At 44.3% G+C, this 19,815-nt stretch carries 14 protein-coding genes and 1 pseudogene; 8 read left to right on the top strand and 7 right to left on the bottom strand.

What is annotated here, in order from left to right:
• Positions 1–306: pseudogene (locus H595_RS22670) on the top strand (IS4 family transposase); the annotation flags it as partial.
• A 56-nt stretch (positions 307–362) separates the two neighbouring features.
• Here H595_RS22670 and H595_RS0116975 read toward each other — a convergent pair.
• The 3 genes from H595_RS0116975 to upp all read right to left on the bottom strand — a co-directional run bounded on the left by H595_RS0116975 (position 363) and on the right by upp (position 3,120).
• Positions 363–1,472 (bottom strand): META domain-containing protein, encoded by a 1,110-nt coding sequence (locus tag H595_RS0116975; protein WP_027672273.1) that lies wholly within the window; start codon positions 1,470–1,472, stop codon positions 363–365.
• Between the two features lie 59 nt (positions 1,473–1,531).
• The gene (locus H595_RS0116970) at positions 1,532–2,422 is read right to left on the bottom strand and encodes an alpha/beta hydrolase (RefSeq protein WP_027672272.1); all 891 of its coding nucleotides are present in this window, start codon (positions 2,420–2,422) and stop codon (positions 1,532–1,534) included.
• A 71-nt stretch (positions 2,423–2,493) separates the two neighbouring features.
• Positions 2,494–3,120: a uracil phosphoribosyltransferase gene (gene upp / locus H595_RS0116965; protein ID WP_027672271.1), complete on the bottom strand. Its 627-nt coding sequence runs from the start codon at positions 3,118–3,120 to the stop codon at positions 2,494–2,496.
• Positions 3,121–3,240: 120 nt separating this feature from the next.
• Here upp and H595_RS0116960 point away from each other — a divergent pair, with 120 nt between their 5' ends.
• On the top strand, positions 3,241–5,460 hold the full coding sequence (locus tag H595_RS0116960; RefSeq protein WP_027672270.1) for a S9 family peptidase: 2,220 nt from the start codon (positions 3,241–3,243) through the stop codon (positions 5,458–5,460).
• A 31-nt stretch (positions 5,461–5,491) separates the two neighbouring features.
• Here H595_RS0116960 and H595_RS0116955 read toward each other — a convergent pair whose 3' ends face one another.
• Complete coding sequence (locus H595_RS0116955; protein ID WP_027672269.1) at positions 5,492–6,748, bottom strand: HD-GYP domain-containing protein; 1,257 nt, start codon at positions 6,746–6,748, stop codon at positions 5,492–5,494.
• Positions 6,749–6,863: 115 nt separating this feature from the next.
• On the bottom strand, positions 6,864–9,464 hold the full coding sequence (locus H595_RS0116950; RefSeq protein WP_027672268.1) for a TonB-dependent receptor: 2,601 nt from the start codon (positions 9,462–9,464) through the stop codon (positions 6,864–6,866).
• 464 nt (positions 9,465–9,928) lie between these two features.
• Here H595_RS0116950 and psrA point away from each other — a divergent pair, with 464 nt between their 5' ends.
• The 3 genes from psrA (at position 9,929) to H595_RS0116935 (ending at position 13,487) form a co-directional block, all read left to right on the top strand.
• Entirely contained in the window at positions 9,929–10,615 is a 687-nt protein-coding gene (psrA, locus tag H595_RS0116945; protein WP_027672267.1) for a TetR family transcriptional repressor PsrA, read from the top strand.
• A gap of 1 nt (position 10,616) precedes the next feature.
• On the top strand, positions 10,617–12,932 hold the full coding sequence (locus tag H595_RS0116940) for an acyl-CoA dehydrogenase (protein ID WP_027672266.1): 2,316 nt from the start codon (positions 10,617–10,619) through the stop codon (positions 12,930–12,932).
• 69 nt (positions 12,933–13,001) lie between these two features.
• Positions 13,002–13,487, top strand: a complete 486-nt coding sequence (locus H595_RS0116935) for a GNAT family N-acetyltransferase (protein ID WP_027672265.1) — start codon at positions 13,002–13,004, stop codon at positions 13,485–13,487.
• Between the two features lie 26 nt (positions 13,488–13,513).
• Here H595_RS0116935 and prsK read toward each other — a convergent pair whose 3' ends face one another.
• Together prsK and H595_RS0116925 are read right to left on the bottom strand one after the other, a co-directional pair.
• Positions 13,514–15,565 carry an XrtA/PEP-CTERM system histidine kinase PrsK gene (prsK, locus tag H595_RS0116930; RefSeq protein WP_156886010.1) on the bottom strand — a complete coding sequence of 684 codons (2,052 nt, stop codon included), beginning with the start codon at positions 15,563–15,565 and terminating at the stop codon, positions 13,514–13,516.
• Entirely contained in the window at positions 15,562–16,329 is a 768-nt protein-coding gene (locus tag H595_RS0116925) for a S1 family peptidase (RefSeq protein WP_027672263.1), read from the bottom strand. Before H595_RS0116925 ends, prsK begins: the two co-directional genes overlap by 4 nt.
• A 186-nt stretch (positions 16,330–16,515) precedes the next feature.
• Here H595_RS0116925 and H595_RS0116920 point away from each other — a divergent pair, with 186 nt between their 5' ends.
• Genes H595_RS0116920 through H595_RS0116910 form a run of 3 tightly spaced genes read left to right on the top strand, consistent with a single transcriptional unit; the run spans position 16,516 to position 19,571 of the window.
• Positions 16,516–17,601, top strand: a complete 1,086-nt coding sequence (locus tag H595_RS0116920) for a glycosyltransferase family 4 protein (RefSeq protein WP_027672262.1) — start codon at positions 16,516–16,518, stop codon at positions 17,599–17,601.
• Positions 17,591–18,559: an endonuclease/exonuclease/phosphatase family protein gene (locus H595_RS0116915; protein ID WP_156886009.1), complete on the top strand. Its 969-nt coding sequence runs from the start codon at positions 17,591–17,593 to the stop codon at positions 18,557–18,559. Before H595_RS0116920 ends, H595_RS0116915 begins: the two co-directional genes overlap by 11 nt.
• 1 nt (position 18,560) lies before the next feature.
• A complete protein-coding gene (locus H595_RS0116910) occupies positions 18,561–19,571 on the top strand; it encodes a hypothetical protein (protein ID WP_027672260.1) in 1,011 nt (336 codons plus the stop codon).
• Positions 19,572–19,815 lie beyond the last annotated feature (244 nt).

Here is a 19,815-nt window from a genome sequence, read left to right as displayed (position 1 = left end):
CTATGGGGGGTGTTGCTCGCTTACAATTTAATTCGATACAAAATGGTATTGATGGCCAAGTCCCTTAAAAGTGTATTCCCAAACCAACTGAGCTTTAGAGATGCCTCATCGCACATCATCCACAAGCTCACTCTGATGCCAATTTATGCGCCGGGTAATGTGCCCGGATTCATCTTGGAAATAGAAAAAAATGCCAGTCAATTCAAGCTTGAAGGAAAGCGAGAACGCAGTTATCCAAGGACGCTAAAGGTATCGAAAAATCGCTACCCGGTGGCTAAAAGTAAAAATGCCGCTCACCTTAAGTGAACGGCATTACACCGTAAGGTGGCTTTTTTTATGGCTGATAGAGCCGAAAATACAACTTAATTTACTGCGGGTTTGAACTGCAAAATAAGTTGATTGTTTTTGAAGATTTGTAACGTATCACCATTTACTTCTGCTCGATCTGCAGATTGCAATGATTGAGTGAATTGTGATTCTAACTCACTGCTGTCAGCACAAAACTTACGTGTGCTGACTAATGGTTGGACGTTAAGCTGGTTAGAGCGTTGCTTGTAGCTACCATTGAAATTATTGCAACCAGCAAAGCCGTATAAACGGTCATTTTGCTCGAAGATTACTCGCACATTAAGCTGCTGAGGTACATAGCGGTTAGCTATTTTTTCAGCACGCCAAACTATACCTTGCATCTTACCGGGTTGAATTTGGTCCGGACAGACCGCACCGGGCCAAAATTGCTCAAACTTATCGATAAACAGCAAATTGGCTTGGTCATCCTGTCCACGCCTACCTAGCATGGTCGCTATAACATCATTACCGCGAAGCCGTTCGTCTTGCTGATATTGGCGCATGACCGGCAAATGGTGTTGTGTGTTAGCTATCGCGAGCATCTCGCCACTAGCGCAGCTGGTAAAACTGGCTTGGTTATCGCTTAGGGTATAAATACCCAGCATGGCTTGGCGCGTATCCAGTTTTCTAAACTCTGTTTCTCTTGTGAGCTGATAGTTCACGTTGGATAATAAAGGCTTGCCACTCATATCCAACATGGCTAATTGAGTGTTAGAAAGAAAATGAAATGCCGGTAATGTTTGCTGCTGGTTTACCAGGTGCAGACTACGTTTTTCCAGTAACCAGATACCTCGGACGATATTGACCTGATTACGATCGATATATTCCTGCCGAGCCGCAAAACGGCCATCTCTAAATAAGTTAATATGATAGGCAATACCCGGGCAGTCAGCACAAGGCAGAGTTCCGCTGAATGTCATATCTGTATCGACAAAGATATGCTCAAAGTCTGTTGCCATGGCTTCTGCTGTGGCGTCATTTTCAATAACGATATCTTGCTGAGGCTCAGTAGTAATTTGCTCTGCTGCAGGCGCTGACAGCGTTTGAAGGTCAGCACTGCGCTCTTGAGGCAACTGGCTACAGCCTGATAACAGCAGTGCAGTAAAAATTAAACGCTTTTTCATCTGGTGTTCCAGGTTAACATTTTCGCTATTATAACGGAATTAGGTAACATCTTTAACCGTTATTTCGACTGGGAATTTAGTGAGCTAATCGCAATGGCTATACGCTCTGCGGCCAATATTGGCTGCTCTTGCATAAAGCAGTGCCCACCGTCGAGAGATTCAATATTTATTGCATCATTAATTGCTTGCCATTTACGCAAGGATTTTATGACAAAGTCATAGCTGTCTTTACCATAGAGCACCTTAACCGGTGGGCAAGGTTGCGCCAGTTGTCGCCATAATTTGTTCGGATAGGAGGCGAATATTTCAGCTTCGCGTTGTGGTTGGCATTTTAGGCTTAAGCCATGCTCCGTCGGTTTAAGCGCGTGGTCGATATAGGCTGCCAGTGCGTCTGGATGCCAGTTGGCAAACATGCCTCTATTGGTGAGGTAGCTTACAGCACTTGGTCTGTCTGGCCAATGTTGTCGCCGTCGCAATGCCGCTTTGGCCATTGGGTTTCTATGGTAAAGCCGCACCCCATTTAGCGTGGTCATTAACGTGAGCATGGCTGGAGTAAATAGCACCGGGTCCAGTAATACTGCGCCTTGAAAAGGGCTTGGCGCTGTGGTGTGAATGAGTGCCGTTAACACCCCACCAAAGCTGTGGCCTATGCCGTATACAGTAGCGCCTGGATAAAGATGGCGATGAGCTAGCCAGGCATCGCTTGCTAGCGTTGCACTTTGATTCCAACCAACGAAAACACCACCGTGATCGCTGTCGCCATGGCCCTGAGCGTCGGATAAAAACAAATCATATTGTTGCGCCAGATGCTGTAGCATGGGTTGGTACATGCGGCTGCAAAAGCCATTGCCATGCAACATGTGAAGCACAGGTTTGCTACTGGCCTCGGTACGATAGCCGCGTAAAGTAAAACCTAATGATGTGTGATATGACCATGGTACTAACTGCACGGAGGGTTCCTTAACAAAGAGAAAGCGCTTACAGTGGTATAACTAAATACAGAGGACAAAATTTAGCAGGCCTATTTTGTGCCAAATAACTTGTCACCGGCGTCACCTAAACCCGGCAGTATATAGCCGTGCTCGTTCAGGCAGCGATCTGTTGCTGCGGTGTATAGTTCTACATCTGGATGAGCTTGTGCTAGTGCATTAATCCCCTCAGGTGCGGCGACTAAAACCAGTGCCTTTATGTGTTTCGCACCTTGTTGTTTTAATAAATCAATTGTGGCAATCATCGATCCGCCGGTTGCCAACATTGGGTCTACTACGATTGCGATACGCTGCTCCAAATTTGCGGCTAATTTTTGAAAGTAGGGCACCGGTTGCAATGTTGCTTCATCGCGGTAGACACCTACTACACTGATCCGCGCATTAGGTAGTAATTCCAATACACCATCCAACATACCCAATCCCGCTCTGAGTATTGGTACTATAGTTACTTTTTTGCCCTGTATTTGTTCAATTTCAACTGCGCCACTCCATGTTTCTATGCTCACCGTTTCGGTTAACAAATCCTTCGTTGCTTCATAGGTAAGCAGACTGGCCAATTCAGCAGTGAGTTGACGAAATTGCTTCGTGCTAATATCCGCTGCCCGCAGTAAACCAATTTTGTGTTTTACCAATGGGTGTTTAACCTGCAATAGTTTCATAAGCAAAATCCTCCGTTTAACGCGGCTAAGCATAACGTAATCTGCTTTTACTTGCAGTTTACATTGAAGCGTTATAAAAAAGCGGCACAATGATAAAGTAAGTTATCACAGGGATACACTATGAGAATTACACTGCCGAGATATTTATTGGCACTATGTTTACTGTTTGGAGGAATAACTGTGGCTGAAGCAAAGCAACTGGAACTCGAACGTTTGTTTGCTGATCCTGCTTTAAGTGGTGCTACGCCGCGTTCTTTGAGCATGGCGCCGGATGGCAGTCGGGTTACCTACTTAAAAGGTAAGGCTATTGATGCTAACCGGCTGGATTTATGGGAATACCATATTAAAGACGCTAAGCATCGGTTGTTGGTTGACGCTGATAGCTTGGTAACAGGTCTTGAAACTTTATCGGATGAAGAAAAAGCCAGACGTGAGCGTATGCGTTTGTTTGCCTCGGGAATTATTAGCTATAGCTGGGCTAAAAATAGCGATGCGTTGCTATTTCCATTAAATGGCGATTTGTATTACTACCAATTAAGCAGTAAAAAAGCGAAGAAACTGACGGATACCAACGATTTTGAAACGGATGCGACTATTTCGCCTACCGGCCGCTATGTGGCATTTATTCGTCAGCAAAATTTATTTGTCTTAGATATTACTACTGGCAAGGAAACCCAGCTGACTTTTGACGGTGGCGGTAATATTAAAAACGGTATGGCAGAATTTGTGGCTCAGGAAGAAATGGGCCGCATGACAGGATATTGGTGGGCGCCAGATGACAGTAAAATCGCCTTTACCCGCACCGATGAAAGCGGTGTGGCAGAAGTGGTGCGAAATGAAATCTATGCTGATGAAATTAAACTTTTTAATCAGCGCTATCCCTACACCGGTACAGCTAACGCCGAAATAGCTCTGGGTGTTGTTACGCTTGCTGATGGTAATGTCAGTTGGATCTCACACGGTGAGAATCAGGATATTTATTTGCCCAGGGTAGACTGGACCAAAAACTCCCGTTTTTTGACCTACCAATGGCAAAGCCGTAACCAGCATCAGCTGGAGCTCAGGTTAGTTGATCTGGCGGATAATAAGCAAAAGGTCTTACTGACTGAAACCAGCAAAACCTGGTTAAATTTGCATGACGATCTTCACTTTCTTGATAATGATCAGGGCTTTATTTGGGCCTCAGAGCGAGATGGCTTTAAACATTTGTATTTATACGATTTTAACGGCAAGTTACAGCGTCAGCTAACGCAGGGCGATTGGATTGTTGATGAGTTGGATGCGGTGAATGAAAAACAGGGTTTAGTCTTTTTCACTGGCCGCAAAGATACACCGCTTGAGCGTCATTTATATCAGGTAAGCTTGCAAGGTGGCCAGAGTAAACGCTTAAGTGAGACAGGTTTTGACCATGCCTTAGTGATGGCAAAAGACGGCAGTAGTTTTATCGATAGTTTTTCCAGTGTCAGTGCGCCTAATCGCGTTGCGTTGAGGGGGCTCACCGGTGAGGTGTTAACCTGGCTAGAGCCTAATTCACTCGATAATTTGCATCCTTTAACACCTTACCATGCAGATTTACATCCACCTCGGTTTGGCACTATAGCGGCAGAAGATGGCCAAACAATGCATTATAGGATGTTTGAACCCGCAACCTTTGAACCTAACAAGCAATATCCGGTGATTGTTAGCGTTTATGGTGGGCCGCATGCGCAGCGTGTGACAAACAGCTGGAGTCCCCGTGATTTATATCTGCACTATTTAGTTCAGCAAGGCTACCTTGTGTTTCAGCTGGATAATCGAGGCTCTTACAACCGCGGTAAAGTTTTCGAAGATGCGATTTATAAAAAATTGGGCGTGGCTGAAATAGCTGATCAAATTAAAGGCGTTGAATATCTGCGAAGTTTGCCTTATGTCGATGCAAAACATATCGGTATTTATGGTCATAGCTATGGTGGCTATATGGCCATTATGGCGATGTTTAAAGCGGGTGACTATTTCGCTGCAGGTGTATCCGGGGCACCGGTTACCGATTGGGCATTATATGATACGCACTATACTGAACGTTATTTGGGGCATCCGCAGCAAAATGCCCAGGGTTATACTGACAGTGCGGTGTTTCCTTATGTAGATGGCTTAAAAGGTGATTTATTGATCTATCACGGCATGGCGGATGACAACGTCTTGTTTACTCATAGTACCAAGCTATATAAACAGCTACAGGACAAGGGGTTGTTGTTTGATATGATTAATTACCCTGGTAGTAAGCATTCCATGTTTGGCCAGCCAGTGCAGACGCATTTACATAAAAGTATTACGCAGTTTTTTAATCGACATCTGAAGTAGCGCCAAAAGCCGGTAAATTTTACCGGCTTTTTTATGTGCTTCCCTGAATATGGTAACTCACCTGTGCTCTTGGGTTTAAATACTCTGCGATGTGTTGCGGTAATGCCTGAATTTTAATAACCTTACTAATATTAAGTTTATCCGGTACTAAGGTTATTATTGGTGCTTCCAGTCGCGGCACATCTGCGTCGTATACCATTACATTGGGACAGAGCAAGTTTTCACTATTTACCGACATTACAATACCAAGCCGTTGGTCAGACAATAAAACAATGGTGCCAGGCGGGTAAACGCCCATCATTTTAATCATCACTTTCATTTCCCGCTCTTCTAATCGCCCTTTCATCGCGCGGTATAAATGGGCTAGCGCCTGATGAGGCGAGCGTGCTTTACTCATATCGCGCGGGTGACACAAATTATCAAATTCATTAACCACGGCAACAATTTTTGCCAATGGATCAATGGCGTTTCCTTTGAGTCCGTTGGGATAACCACTGCCATCGATATATTCATGATGCTGTTCAATAATGGCATAGGCTTCAATAGGATAGGTTTCTACTAGTTTGACTAAATCAGCACCATATTTGGTATGTAATTTTAGTAAGTTTTCTTCGGGTGTGGTTAATGGGGTTGTTTTGCGGATTATCTGGCTGGGAATTTTAACTTTGCCAATATCGTGAAACAGTGCACCCAACCCAACGAGTTTTATTTGTTCAGCGGATAAATTTAAATTTTTTGCCAGCATCATTGAAAGGGTAGACACGTTTAACACATGGTAGTACATCCCTTCCTGCTCCTTATTGGCATTAGATATAAGATGTAAAACTAAAGAGTCAGAACTCAACAGCACGTCTGCCATTGCACCAATTAAACCGGTCGCTTCATCAATAGCATTAAGTGGCCGGCTTCCTAGTTTGCTCATCAGGTTTTTTACCTGAACGAGTGATTGTGCAAAGGCTTTTTCAGTTTTTTGAATATCACGCCGATGTGCTTTAGCTTTCTCAATGCGCGCCATTTTATCTTGCTGCATTTTAATCTGAGCTTCACTGGCGGCCATATTAAAGCTTGCGCTGTCTTCGTCGTTCAGCTCAGCTGGCATATCGATTTTTTTACTTTTATCCGGGTAGAAGAACACATATTCCAAGTCAAGAGAGCGGATAATTTGTAATTGCTGCATATTTTCGATAATCATATTACCGGACAAAAACGGATGTTTTAACCAACCGCCCGGCAATTTAACGGCATATCCCAGCTTTAAATCGGCAGGCTTAATTTTCAGTACGGACAAATAAAACTCCAGAACGTAATGAGTACAATCATTAGTTTATGCACAAGCGCAAACATTACCAATATTAAAACAAAAAAAGGCCAGAAAATTCTGGCCTTTGCTAAGTTCTGTTATCTTAGAAGCGCATAGTGTAGCGTACTGTCCACAAACGGCCTATCCAGTCATGTACTGAGCTAGCATAGCCATTAGTTGGTGATGACGCGTAAGGGGGTTCTTTGTCAGTAAGGTTTCGAACTGAAAATAACAAGGATTGGTTGTCAGTAATGTCATAGCCTACGCTACCGCTGAAAACCATCCATGAATCAACAGTCTCATTGTCAAATTTGAAATCGCCATCACCCAATGAGCTGATATAATGTGCAGATAAACTTGCTGACCAGTTTTCCATAGACCAATCTGCGCCGAAGTCAGCTACCAGCTCTGGGCGTGCTATTTCTGATGCACCGCTTAACTTACCCAATAAGTCTTGTTTTGGGCTGTCAGCCGTTATTTGACGCTCGTAAGACAGCGTTTTGGTAGCATTCACAAACAAATCGAATGTGCCGATACTGCCTGTATCCAGACGGTAATTTACTTTAATATCGACACCATCAGTCTCCTGGCTACCTACGTTAAAGAAGCCAGTACGCAAAAATACTAAGTCGTTACCGCTATCAACAACGCAACCAAAAGCGCCCGCAAGAGCCGCTTCACTACTTGCGACAGGCGCGTTGCCATTGGTGCAAGCGCGAAGCGTTGTATTGGCATCAACATCAACAATATCGGTGTGATCATAGCGCCAGTAATCTACTGTTAGTTGAAGATTATTAGTAATGTTCCACGATGCACCCAGGTTAACTGCTTCTGAGCTTTCGGCGTCTAACCCAGTATTACCAAGTGTTTCCTGATCAAATTCGAGCTCGCCAAATTGAGCGCCAAAATCACCACATAGACCATCAAAAGGTTGGCCTGCACCGCAGTCAATATAGTTTGCAGTCAAGGAGGTACCAGCGCCCAACTGAGATAACGATGGTGCTCTAAAACCCGTGCTCCAGGAAGCGCGAAGGATCAAATCATCCGTTGCACGATAACGTAGTGAAAGTTTAGGATTGACGTCACCGCCGAAATCACTGTAATGGTCATAGCGCAGGGCAGCAATGGCGTCTAAGTTTTCTGTCAGCGGAATATTAAATTCGCCATACAAAGCATACTGGCTGCGGTCGGCTTTCGCATCAGATGCACCTAATCCATAAATACCGTCGCTTTGCGCTACAGCAGAAGGCTTGTCTGAAATTTCTTCGCTACGTACTTCGCCGCCAAACACCGCGCTTATAGCACCAGCAGATAGTTCGATAGGTAAGTCACCAGCAATGTTAAAATCTAAAGACATTACTTCTGACTCACCTAAACGTGGTGCCAATTCACGAATAGTTGCTAGAACAGCTTCGCTGTTATCACGGCCTAAGTTAAATGGATTGAAGCTACCACCGGCGATGGCGGCATCCAATTTATCTTTGCCAATGTAACCTGAAACATGGGTGATTTCATTTTCTGTTTTACCATAAATTGCTGCTGTTTCCCATGACCAGTCAGCAACTTCGCCGCGTAAACCTGCCAGCAGTCGATATGATGTTGTGTCGTAATCTTGGATGCGACGTTCAGGAAAACGTGAGCGTATGCGAATGTTATCTACCGTGCCGTCTTCAGCATTTGCCGCTGCAAAACGTGCCGGTACGAACGGTGAGTCACCCGCAATATCTATATCAAACGACGCTGCAGAATCATAGGCTGAACCGGTATTGTGTTGATACATGGCTTCTGCGAAAAACTCTTTGCCGTCATCAAATCTATAGATATGGTTCAGTGTAGTACCCAGTGCAGAGGTATCGGGTTGAATAGCACGTTGTATAACGTAGTCATAATTACAACGACCGCCACTATTTCGGGTGTCATCACCACACCAGTCTTCTGCGTAGTCGACGCCGTCAACGCTAACACGTGTGTTAGATTTAAACGTTACATCAATTGGACGGTCGCTGTTAAACAGCGCCTTTCTGTCAAAGTAATCAACGACTAAGGTTGTGTTGCTGTTAGCAGTATTAAAACCACCAACATAAGTCAGATTGTAACGGCCAAAATCGCTATCTTCGGTATCATCGCCGTAAGATGCTGATATTTCATGGCCTTCTACGTCTTTACGCAAAATGAAGTTTATTACACCGGCAATAGCATCAGAGCCATATACAGATGACGCACCATCGGTAAGAATTTCAACCCGTTCAAGTGCAGACATTGGGATGGAGTTAACGTTAACAAACGAATCAAAACCGTTAGTGAACGAGTCAACTGCGACACGGCGACCGTTTACCAATACCAACGTAGAGCTGCTGCCTAAACCGCGTAAACTGACACCAGCTGAACCCGCTGGGCTTCCATCATTGCCACCTACACCACCATTTTCAGTGAAAGTTCCTGCACTGGAAGCTTGGGGTAAGTCACGTAAAAAATCACTCAGTGTACTGTAACCACGAGAGGTTAAATCATCCCGGTCAAATATTTGAACCGGGTTAGCGCCTTCCATATCCACACCTTTTAAGCGCGAACCGGTAACCTGTATTTTCTCAACTTTTTGCTCTTCAGCGGTGGCTTCTTCCGCCGCATATGCCGATTGTCCTGTTGTTGCCATGATAATGGCGACACTTAAGGTTGATAGCTTCATTTTTGCTTTAAAGTACATACACATTCCTCTGGATAATAAACGTCGCTTTAACAGCGATCTGATTAAAAACGGGTAGAAAAATGCGTCAAAACAGAAGGCATAGCCAAAGCTTACCGAATCGCTAAAAATGCGATGTAAAGTGAGATTAGCTTTTTAGATATAGAATATGACCTCTGCCAGACGCAGAGGGAGAACTAATTATTGAACCACTCGGATAAATAGTAGGGAGAGACGTAATAGCTACGATGGTTTATTGCACATTTTTGCATCACTACGCCTCCTTTGAATAGATTGACAGATAAACTGACCGCTAACGTCGCGGATCTGCGTAATTCTGTCAAGCAGTATTTAACATTTGGCGAAAATGTACCCAAAAAATTATTTTTTACTCGATGAGGTAAGACCAGAGAGTGATTTGTCGCTTGACAGTAATTTAATTCAAACGTACATTTCAAACAGGTGTTTAAATTGATGGTTTGAAAATGGCAAATAAACACAGTACACAACATAAAATTCTTGATGCAGCGCAGAGTCTGTTTGCTGAGACGGGGTTTAATGGCACATCTCTTAGACAAATTACCAGTCTGGCTGAAGTGAACTTAGCGTCAGTGAACTATCATTTTGGCTCAAAAAAAGAATTGATACAGGCGGTATTACAGCGTTATTTAGTGGTGTTGATGCCGCGACTTGACCAAGAGTTTACGCGTTTGTTGGCAATGCAACAGCAAAATAGCCTTAATCAGGTGTTGTCGGTATTTGTCAGCCCGTTGTTGGAACTAAATAAAGTTCATCAAAACGGTACTCGTGTGTTTTTGCAGTTGTTAGGCCGGGGCTATACTGACGTACAAGGTCATTTACGCTGGTTTTTTAATCATAACTACGGCCGGGTTCTCGATAAGTTGGTCCTGCTCGTGCAGCAAGCTTGTCCACAGCTGCCTGCAAGTGAATTATTTTGGCGTTTGCATTTCTCATTAGGTACCGTTGTTTTTACCATGGCGTCTAACGAAGCCTTGGTTGAGATTGCTGAAGCCGATTTTGATGAAAGTATTGATATTGAAGGTGTAATTTTAAGGTTGTTACCGTATTTGTCCGCGGCTATTGCCGCGCCGGTATCTACCGTAACGCAGTTTAGTCAAACGATGCCAATGCTGGCGAGTGAAGGAAGGTAGTATGTTAATTTTATTAATATTGGTAGTTGCCCTGGCGGTAATTTTCGGTGTGGCCGATATTCGCCGCAGCCTGATCACAAAACCGATTTTTGCGGTTTTTAAGCGTATTTTGCCACCACTGTCAGACACTGAGCGCGAAGCGATGGAAGCGGGCGATGTGTGGTGGGATGGTGAGTTGTTTAAAGGTAAGCCGGACTGGCAGAAACTGCATAGTTTCCCTAAAGCGGAGCTGAACGCTGACGAGCAGGCGTTTATGGATAACCAGGTCGAAACCCTGCTGAAAATGTTGGACGACTATAAAATTGTACAAGAACAACGAGATTTACCTAAAGAGGTGTGGGACTACCTAAAGCGCGAAGGGTTCTTTGCGATGATTATTCCTAAATCATATGGTGGTCGCGAGTTTTCTGCTATTGCCAATTCTACAATAGTATCGCGCATAGCTACCCGCAGTTTAACCGCGGCTGTAACGGTTATGGTTCCTAACTCATTAGGTCCCGGTGAGTTGCTAATGCACTATGGTACCCAAGAGCAAAAAGATCGCTGGTTGCCAACATTATCTAATGGCACCGATGTACCTTGTTTTGCGCTTACAGGCCCTGAGGCTGGCTCTGACGCTGGCGGTATTCCAGATACGGGCGTGGTGTGTAAAGGTGAATTTGAAGGTAAAGAAGTACTTGGTATTCGCTTGAACTGGGACAAGCGATATATCACTTTAGCGCCAGTGGCTACAGTGCTTGGCCTTGCGTTTAAATTATATGATCCGGAAAATTTACTGGGTGACAAAGAAGAGTTAGGTATTACCTGTGCGCTCATTCCGACCAGCCACAAGGGCGTTGAGATTGGCGACCGTCATTTCCCGATGAATATGGCGTTTATGAACGGTACTACCTATGGCAAAGATGTGTTTATTCCGCTGGACTGGATTATCGGTGGTCCCGATTATGCTGGCCGCGGTTGGCGCATGTTGGTTGAATGTTTGTCAGCAGGACGTGGTATCAGTTTACCGGCGCTGGCAACCGCGACTGGACATTTAGCGGCTCGCATGACAGGCGCTTATGGTTATGTTCGCCAGCAGTTTGGTATGTCTATTGGTAAATTTGAAGGTGTGCAAGAGTCATTAGCGCGCATAGGTGGTTTGAATTACAGCCTGGAAGCGATGCGGGTAATGACCGCAGGGGCAATTGACATGAAGTTAAGTCCGAGTGTCGTTACCGCTATTGCAAAGTACCATATGACAGAAATGTCGCGCACCTTGATGAACGACGCATTTGATATTCATGCTGGTCGCGCTATACAGGTTGGACCGAAGAATTATCTGGCACATGGTTATATGGGGATCCCCATTTCCATTACGGTAGAAGGCGCGAATATACTTACCCGTAACCTAATGATTTTTGGCCAGGGCGCAACACGTTGTCACCCATATGTATTAGCAGAGCTTGAAGCAGCGGCAAATCCGGATGTAGAACAGGGGCTTAAGCAGTTTGATAATTTATTGCTTAAACACATTGGCTTTGCCTTAGGCAATACGTTTGGTGCGTTGTGGCAAGGTATTACCGCGGGTGCGTTTAATGCAGCTCCGGTATCAGGTGAAACAGCTCAATATTACAAGCAACTAAGCCGAATGAGCCGCGGTTTGGCATTAAGTGCAGACTTTTCGATGTTGATATTGGGCGGTGAATTAAAACGTCGTGAAATGTTATCAGCCAGATTAGGCGACGTACTAAGTCAATTGTATATTGCATCAGCTGTGCTGAAATATTACGAAGATAATGGCCGTCAGCAAGGCGATCTGCCGTTTGTGCATTACAGTTTGCAACGTGCTTTGTTTGAAATTGGTCGGGCTTTTGATGGTTTCTTTGCGAATTTCCCTAACCGTGTTGTTGCTACCTTACTACGTAAATTAGTGTTTCCGTTTGGTATAGGTTACAAAATGCCGAATGATGATACCGCGATACAAATTTGTGAGGCGTTATCTAAGCCAGGTGTGATTCGCGACAGATTAACACACCTGTGCTACATCGGTACCGACGAGCAAGATGCTACCGGTTTAATGGAAAGTGCTTTTGTTGCGATGCATCAAGCGCAGCCGCTGATGAAGAAAATTTATCAGGCACAACGTGAGGGGAAGTTGGCACGCAAGCAACCTATGGTGCAAACCATTGAACAAGCACTAGCAGTAGAGGTTATTACTGCAGATGAAGCGGCGCAATTATCTAAAATGAATACACTGCGTTTTAGTGCCATTAGTGTTGACAGTTTTAAAGCAGGTAGCCTTGAAGCGATGGCAATAGCATCAGCTGACGCCGCTTAAACAACTTGCTACACTCAAACGCCGGCTAAGCATGTTGCTTCGCCGGCGTTTTTTTAACTGGAGAAAATTATGGTTGCAGAAATCCGTCTACGTTTAGCCGAAATACATGATGTTCCTGCGATACTTAACTTTATTCAAGGTTTGGCAAAATATGAAAAATTGTCTGACCAGGTTGTTGCAACAGAAGAAAAACTAACGCAAACGCTATTTGGTGACAAACGTTTTGCTGAAGTTGTTATAGCGGAGTATCAGCATCAGGCGGCAGGTTTTGCCTTGTTTTTTCACAATTACTCTACTTTTTTGGCCAAGCCCGGCATTTATTTAGAAGACTTATTTGTTTTACCAGAGTATCGCGGCAAAGGGTTGGGAAAAGCCCTGTTAAGCCACCTGGCTAAGTTAGCCATTGAACGTGATTGTGGTCGACTGGAGTGGTCAGTATTAGATTGGAACCAACCGGCAATTGATTTTTATCAGGCGCAGGGTGCTTCAATGCTCCATGACTGGCGGATAAACCGGGTTACCGGTGAGCAACTTATTGCACTGGCGAAGCAGTAAGCAGCACAGAGTTTCAAATGTTTGTATTACGCTGTAGCCAGCGGTAACTTTAAGGTAAAGCAACTGCCTTGCCCTTCAGTGCTTTGCACTAAAAGTTGTCCCTTATGTTGCTGGGCAAACTGCAACGCATCGTATGCGCCTATACCCATACCAGAATTACCTTTGGTCGTGTCGAAGGGCTTGAATAAGCGCTGCTGTATGAATTGTTCACTCATACCACAACCGTTGTCCATGATGTTGATGCACACCAGGTTGGGTGTGCAGCTGTCAATAATATCTACCGTGATGCTTACTTCGCCGCTGGGCGCTGTTGCGAATTGTGCATTATCGATTAGGTGGTACATCACGCTGCTAAAACGCTCACGGTCTAGCGACAGCTCACAATTGCGTATTATGTGTAAACTGGGAACCGGTGCTCTAATGGCGCATTTTTGTTGAATCACTTGTGCCAATTCGTCTGCAACGGAAAATCTACTGGAGCTGCTGTTATCATGGCGTTTATCGGTAAGTTGAGAAAGCATATTGCTCAGGCGGTGTTGCATCGCAGCAAGGGTATCAAAGCTATCACGAATAAACTCTGGGTTATCGATATGTTTTTTGCTATTACTTAATAGTAAATCTAGCTGGGCTTTTACATTTTTTAAATCGTGCAGTACAAACGCAGACATTCTGTTAAAGGCAGCAAATTGGGCATTTTCGCTTAGGGCTTTGCTAGCTTGGGTCAACAGCAAATAACTGCCAATTTGCTCGGTAATAATGGTCAGGTAGTCTCTTAATTCCCAATTTAACGTTAAACGCTCGGCGTTGGGAGTGTTTAGCATGCACAATCCCCATAGTTGCTGCTCATCGTATATCGGAATGATCAGGTGGCCATCCATTTTTCGTGTCGGCCCTTTAAATTGCACAAAGGCGTCGTCAGGATCAGATAAATCTGTGATCCAGCCAGTTTTGACGAAGCTCTGGCAATAGTGTTCTAGCAGATTAAGTTCATCTTGAGTTACTGCTACCCGATTTACCCAAGCTAACGGCTGCAGTTGCTCTGGTGAAAACGTTCTGATTAACGCACCACGTTGATAGCCAGTGGCATTAAGCCAGGCCGTAAGATAGGCACTGTAGTCGATATCTTGTTGCAGTTTTAATGATTTTAGGTACTGCGTAAGGCTTAACCATTTAGTGCGGTAGTCAAATTTATTGGCGTAGAAGTTCTTTTCAATATACACCTTAAACTTGCGCCGTACTTTCCCTGATAACGCAATTAACGCCAGTAGCATAAAGCCTGCGGCAATAAACACGGCCTGCAACAAGCCGCTCCAACTAAGATCAAACAGTTTGATGGAAAAGCCTGCCAAAGCAAGCACGCTTAAATAAATACCTGCCAGCAACACTATGGTGCTATTAACGACGATATCGCGTGATACATACACATTAATAGCCCAGGCGCGGATACGGCGAATAGCCAATACCAGCAGCGGCAAGCTTAATGCGGCTATGTAGCCTCTGGCTGCCCATAATTGCGGGTCTATACGGCTAAATAAAGCCGCTTCAGCCAGTAAGATGAAATCGTATAGGATCAGTACGCCGAAACCCAGCACCAAGGGTTTAAATTGCCAAACATATTGACCGGCCTGACGGTATAGGGCTTCAAGCAATGCCAACTGGCCAATGCAGAGCAGCAAATTAACACTAAAGGTAACGTTACTGCTAAGCGGAAATACGGCGTTGATTATGATCCAAGCCAGCAAACCGGGCACCAGTAGTTTAACGGTGGTTTGACTAAGCAGTGGGCGCCAGAGTTTATTATTATTGCTTAGACAAGATAATAATAATAATAGCACCGACATATGCCGTATTGACTCGGCGACAATGGAGTCGATATTAATAAAAGGCTGGGTGTTAACTAATAGATAAAATGCTGCCCAAAGTACCTGAACGGCTGCAAACGTAATAAGCAGGCTTTTGGTCCGGTTAGCGGCTTTATCGGTTAATAACAATAAAAACAAAAACAAATAACACGCTGTTGCCAGTACAAAGCCAATACTGCTTACATTGAAAACCAGATTAATGCTTTCACTAGTCAAGGCTTGGTCTCATCGTTAAGCAATGCCTGTAAATAGGCCACAGGAATTGCGTAGGTAATGCCACTTGGGTCGGACAATACGGCTTCTTTGGTTGTTTTAACATGTACTTGATTAATAATACCAATGACTTTGCCATCTGCCATGGAGAATAACGGGCTACCACTATTGCCGGGATAGGCAGTCACGTCCAGCTGGTAGACCAGATAGGGCGCTTTTAGTGCTCTTATCGCTCGGGTTTGTAATTCTTGTGAGTTGTGTGCCGGTATGACCACCGGGCTGTGCGCGGCAATAATGCCGCTATGCGTGGCTGGATAAAGCCCCAATACAGAGGTGATAGGATAGCCTGTAAGGCTTATTGCACTGCCTTCTGCAATTAACCCTTTGGAAGAGAGCGAAAGTGCTGGAAGGGTGTCGGCAATTGTCAGCAGGGCTAAATCGTGTGCCAAATCCTCATGGCGCTGTTTTACCGGATGCACATTAACCTTTTCGCCCTGACCTGACAGCACAACATACTGTTCCATCCTTTCCTGATCGACGGGTTTGGCAATAACATGATAATTTGTTGCTACCTGTGAACCATCGCCGACAACAAAACCGGTGCCTAACAATTTAATGCGAGGTGACGCGGTGGGGTTTAATAGACCAATGGCTACAATAGATGGCTTTATTCGAGCAATATGTTCTGGAAGATCGGAAGCGTAAACATGCAATTGAAAAAAGGAAGAGCATATTAATAATGGAATTAAAGAGAATAAACGTCGCATAACGTTACTCCAACGATTAGTGAGCTAATGTTTGATTAGCATGGCTAGCTGAGAACTAATAAATTGCATAATTCCCTGCCATTTCAAAAGATTATAATTGTTTCTGAAATACATTGGTTAGAGTTTAACATGCAGACGGTAATAGTTATATAATTCTAAACAACATTGACATCATAAGGAGTTGATATGTCAAATAATACTAAGCAGACAGTCATCCATGTAGTAAGCAGTCTGAAAGTGGGTGGCGCTGAACGCTTTGTTATTGATTTATGTCAAGAGCAGCTTCAGCTTGGCATGGATGTAGCAATCTTGTCGTTTGGTTTACCGGAAGATGCGCTTGTTAAGGTGTGTAGGGAGCTTGGACTTCATTTTTTTATTTTGTCTGGTAAAAGTTGGCAAGCACAGTTAAAACGATACCAACTTTTATCAAAGTTTGATGTTATTCATCTACATTCTCCTGCTGTATTAAAAAGTCTCATTTTTCATGTGATGTTGCTAAAAAATAAAACACTAATCTATACACGTCATGGTGCTGCGCCACTACGTGAAACGCATTGGGTTTGGTTGCACCGATTGGCACGGAGATTTATTAGCGCGGTTACGTTTGTGTCGGCAGATGCTCAGCGCACTTTTGGCCATCACGATTGGCACAATGTGCCACAGTATATTATTGATAATGGCGTTAAGTTGCCAACAGAGGTTATAACGTCAGAACATACAGGAATGGCAGCAAATATAGATATACTGAGGTTAGGTTCTGTGGGACGAATGGTGAAGCTGAAAAGTCAGTTAAGCCTGCTTCAGGCGGTATCACAGATGGATATTGAAAGTCAGCACAAGATAGAGTTGCATTTTTTTGGTGATGGTGAATTACGATCGCAGTTAGAAGCGTTTCATCAGCAACATAGCGGAATTAAAGCTGTTTTTCATGGCATGGAGACGAATAGAGAAAATATCTATCCTAATATTGATGTGCTTGTTGTGACCTCTAGTACCGAGGGCCTGTCAATGGTTATTCTTGAGGCTATGGCTTACGGCAAACCCGTTATTGCGACTAGAGTTGGTGGTAATCCAATGCTTGTTAAAACAGGTGAAACGGGCTTTCTCTATGAGTTCAATGACATAGAAGCTTTAAGTTCTCTTATTTCAGGTTTGCTGCAGAGAAACGAACAGAGACAAAAACTGGGCACTCAGGCTCGAGAGTGGGTAAATCAGCAGTATTCTCTTGCTAAAACGGCTGGGCATTACAAGGAACTTTATAGTGTCAAATAGACTTTGGCAGAGTATGTTCTGGTTACGTATTCTGACATTGTTGTTTGCTTTACTGTTGGCAACGGTTTCATATTGGCCTCAGTGGCAATGGTTGCAGTGGTTAAGTTTATTAGTTCTGTATTCTCCTTCATGGTTGTATTTAGTTTTAATTTTGCCTTGGTTGTTAGGCTGGGCGTCTTTAACACGCTGGCAATCCCTAATGCTAGCTCCAATATTTTTTGTAAGTGTGAAAATGCTTGATGTTAGCCTGTATGTGTCTCGAGACACGCAGGATGCAAACTTTGTTCTGCTTTCAGCTAACTTAGGCAATATCACAGATACAAAACAACTGGCGAGTTTATTAATTCAGCACAATGTATCTGTGGCGTTGTTTCAGGAAGCTAAGCCTGCCATGCTGGTCGCAATTGACGACCTTGGTTGGCAAAGTCACTGTGAGGCAGGCCTATGTATCACCAGTCGTTTACCATTTACCCTTGAACAAACTATTTCCCGTGCACTATTTCAAGGGTACGGTAACTTTGTTGCGTTTTACCGCGTTCGCTTGGCAGAAAGGGATCTGATGCTGGCAAACGTGCATTTTGAGACGCCGAGGCCTGCATTAGAGTCGTTAATAACACTTAACCCCAATAGTAAGACGATGCTGCAAAAACAAAGTGACAGAGCGCTACAAGCAACGATTGTAAGTGAATGGGCAAAAGCCAGTACAACGCCACTTATTATCGCAGGTGATTTTAATATGCCAACACTATCACCCATTTATCAGCAGTACCTATCAGATTTTGGCAATGCATTGTCAGAAAAACCATCACAGATGTTTAGCTATACTAAGTACACTCGCTGGCACGGTATACGGATTGATCATCAGCTCTATCGTGGTCTGGCTATGCCATTAAGTGCTCAGGTGTTAGCTCTACCCGGCGCGGACCACCGGCCTGTGTTAGTAAAATGGAGGATTTAAGATGCATGGGATTTCGTTACTTTGTTTGATGTTGCTGATGTTTTCGCTACCAGGCACCCAAGCCCAGCCGCAACTTTGGCAGCCAGTACATGTGAAAGGGCAAGTCAACGTTGACTGGTATGTACAGCCGATGTTGCGTTATGCCAATTATATTACTAATCCAGACTTAATGGCAGCTGACAAGGTGACACCAGACAAAGCCAGCCAATATTTGTATGACAGGCCTCGAGTGCTAATGCAGTTGTACATGTTTACCGGTGACGTTAAATGGAAAAATGAAGCGATAGCCGCCAGTAAACATTATATAAGCCATATTGGTGAAGATGGTTTTTTCTCATTGGTAGCAAAAAAAGATATTAAATATCTGATGCCAAAGGGGCTGCACTATTATTTTCAGCTAACCCAGGATAATGAGGCGAGAAAAGCTATTGCCCGTATTTATCGGGCATCGCTGAATTGGGAACCTCAATATATTGGCAGTGGGGTATTTAGCACGGGTTTCTGGACGGAGCGCAACCAGGCTGCGGCCCTGGATGCTGCGGTAACGTATTTTGAATTAACGAATGATGAGTCTGCTCGTGAGCGTATTGAAGATATACTCAGCACGACAACTGCGATGGTTGAAACGCCGGAAAATAATTGGCCGCAGCGTTACTGTCCCCAACATAGCTTTAAATCGCATGAAGGCGGCGCTGAGGACGATGCAGTATGCTCTACTTGGATGCTGGCGCTATTGGCCGATCCGATATGGCGATATCAACAAATAACCAAATCTGACAAAGCGCGAACATTGTTGCAGCATTTTGGCCAGTTTATTTTGCAGTTTGGTACCTATACCGGCACCGACAAGTTTGCAGGACAGGTTTTTCCCAAATACCTGGTAGTGTTTGACAATCCCCAGTTGGAAGAGCTTAATCCCTGGAACGACATGCAGCATAGTTGTGATGTTGCGGCTTTACTGGGTAAAGCGTTAGTGCGTCAAGCAAAGCTTGATGCATCTTGCAGGGTGTAAGTCCCTGTCGGGTAAGGTGTAACTGACCACCCGTATCGAGTGTTGCGCCTATGGCGGAGCCAGTATTTTTTTTACTGACGAACAAGATAGGTGAAGCGTACACAGAGAATTAGTTAGGCCACAGGGGATACGTGTCCCTGAAGGTTGGTATCGCTTCGATAAGCACAATCTGACTGACGAGGTTTGTAACGCCACCGAAGTCCATGCAAAGCAGCCGTTAAAGTGAGGCTGTGACGAGTCAGCG

Origin of the sequence: Rheinheimera baltica DSM 14885 (assembly GCF_000425345.1) — a bacterium.
Taxonomy (GTDB): domain Bacteria; phylum Pseudomonadota; class Gammaproteobacteria; order Enterobacterales; family Alteromonadaceae; genus Alishewanella; species Alishewanella baltica.
Note: the sequence above shows the minus strand (reverse complement) of the source record. Positions and strands in the feature narration are given on the sequence as shown.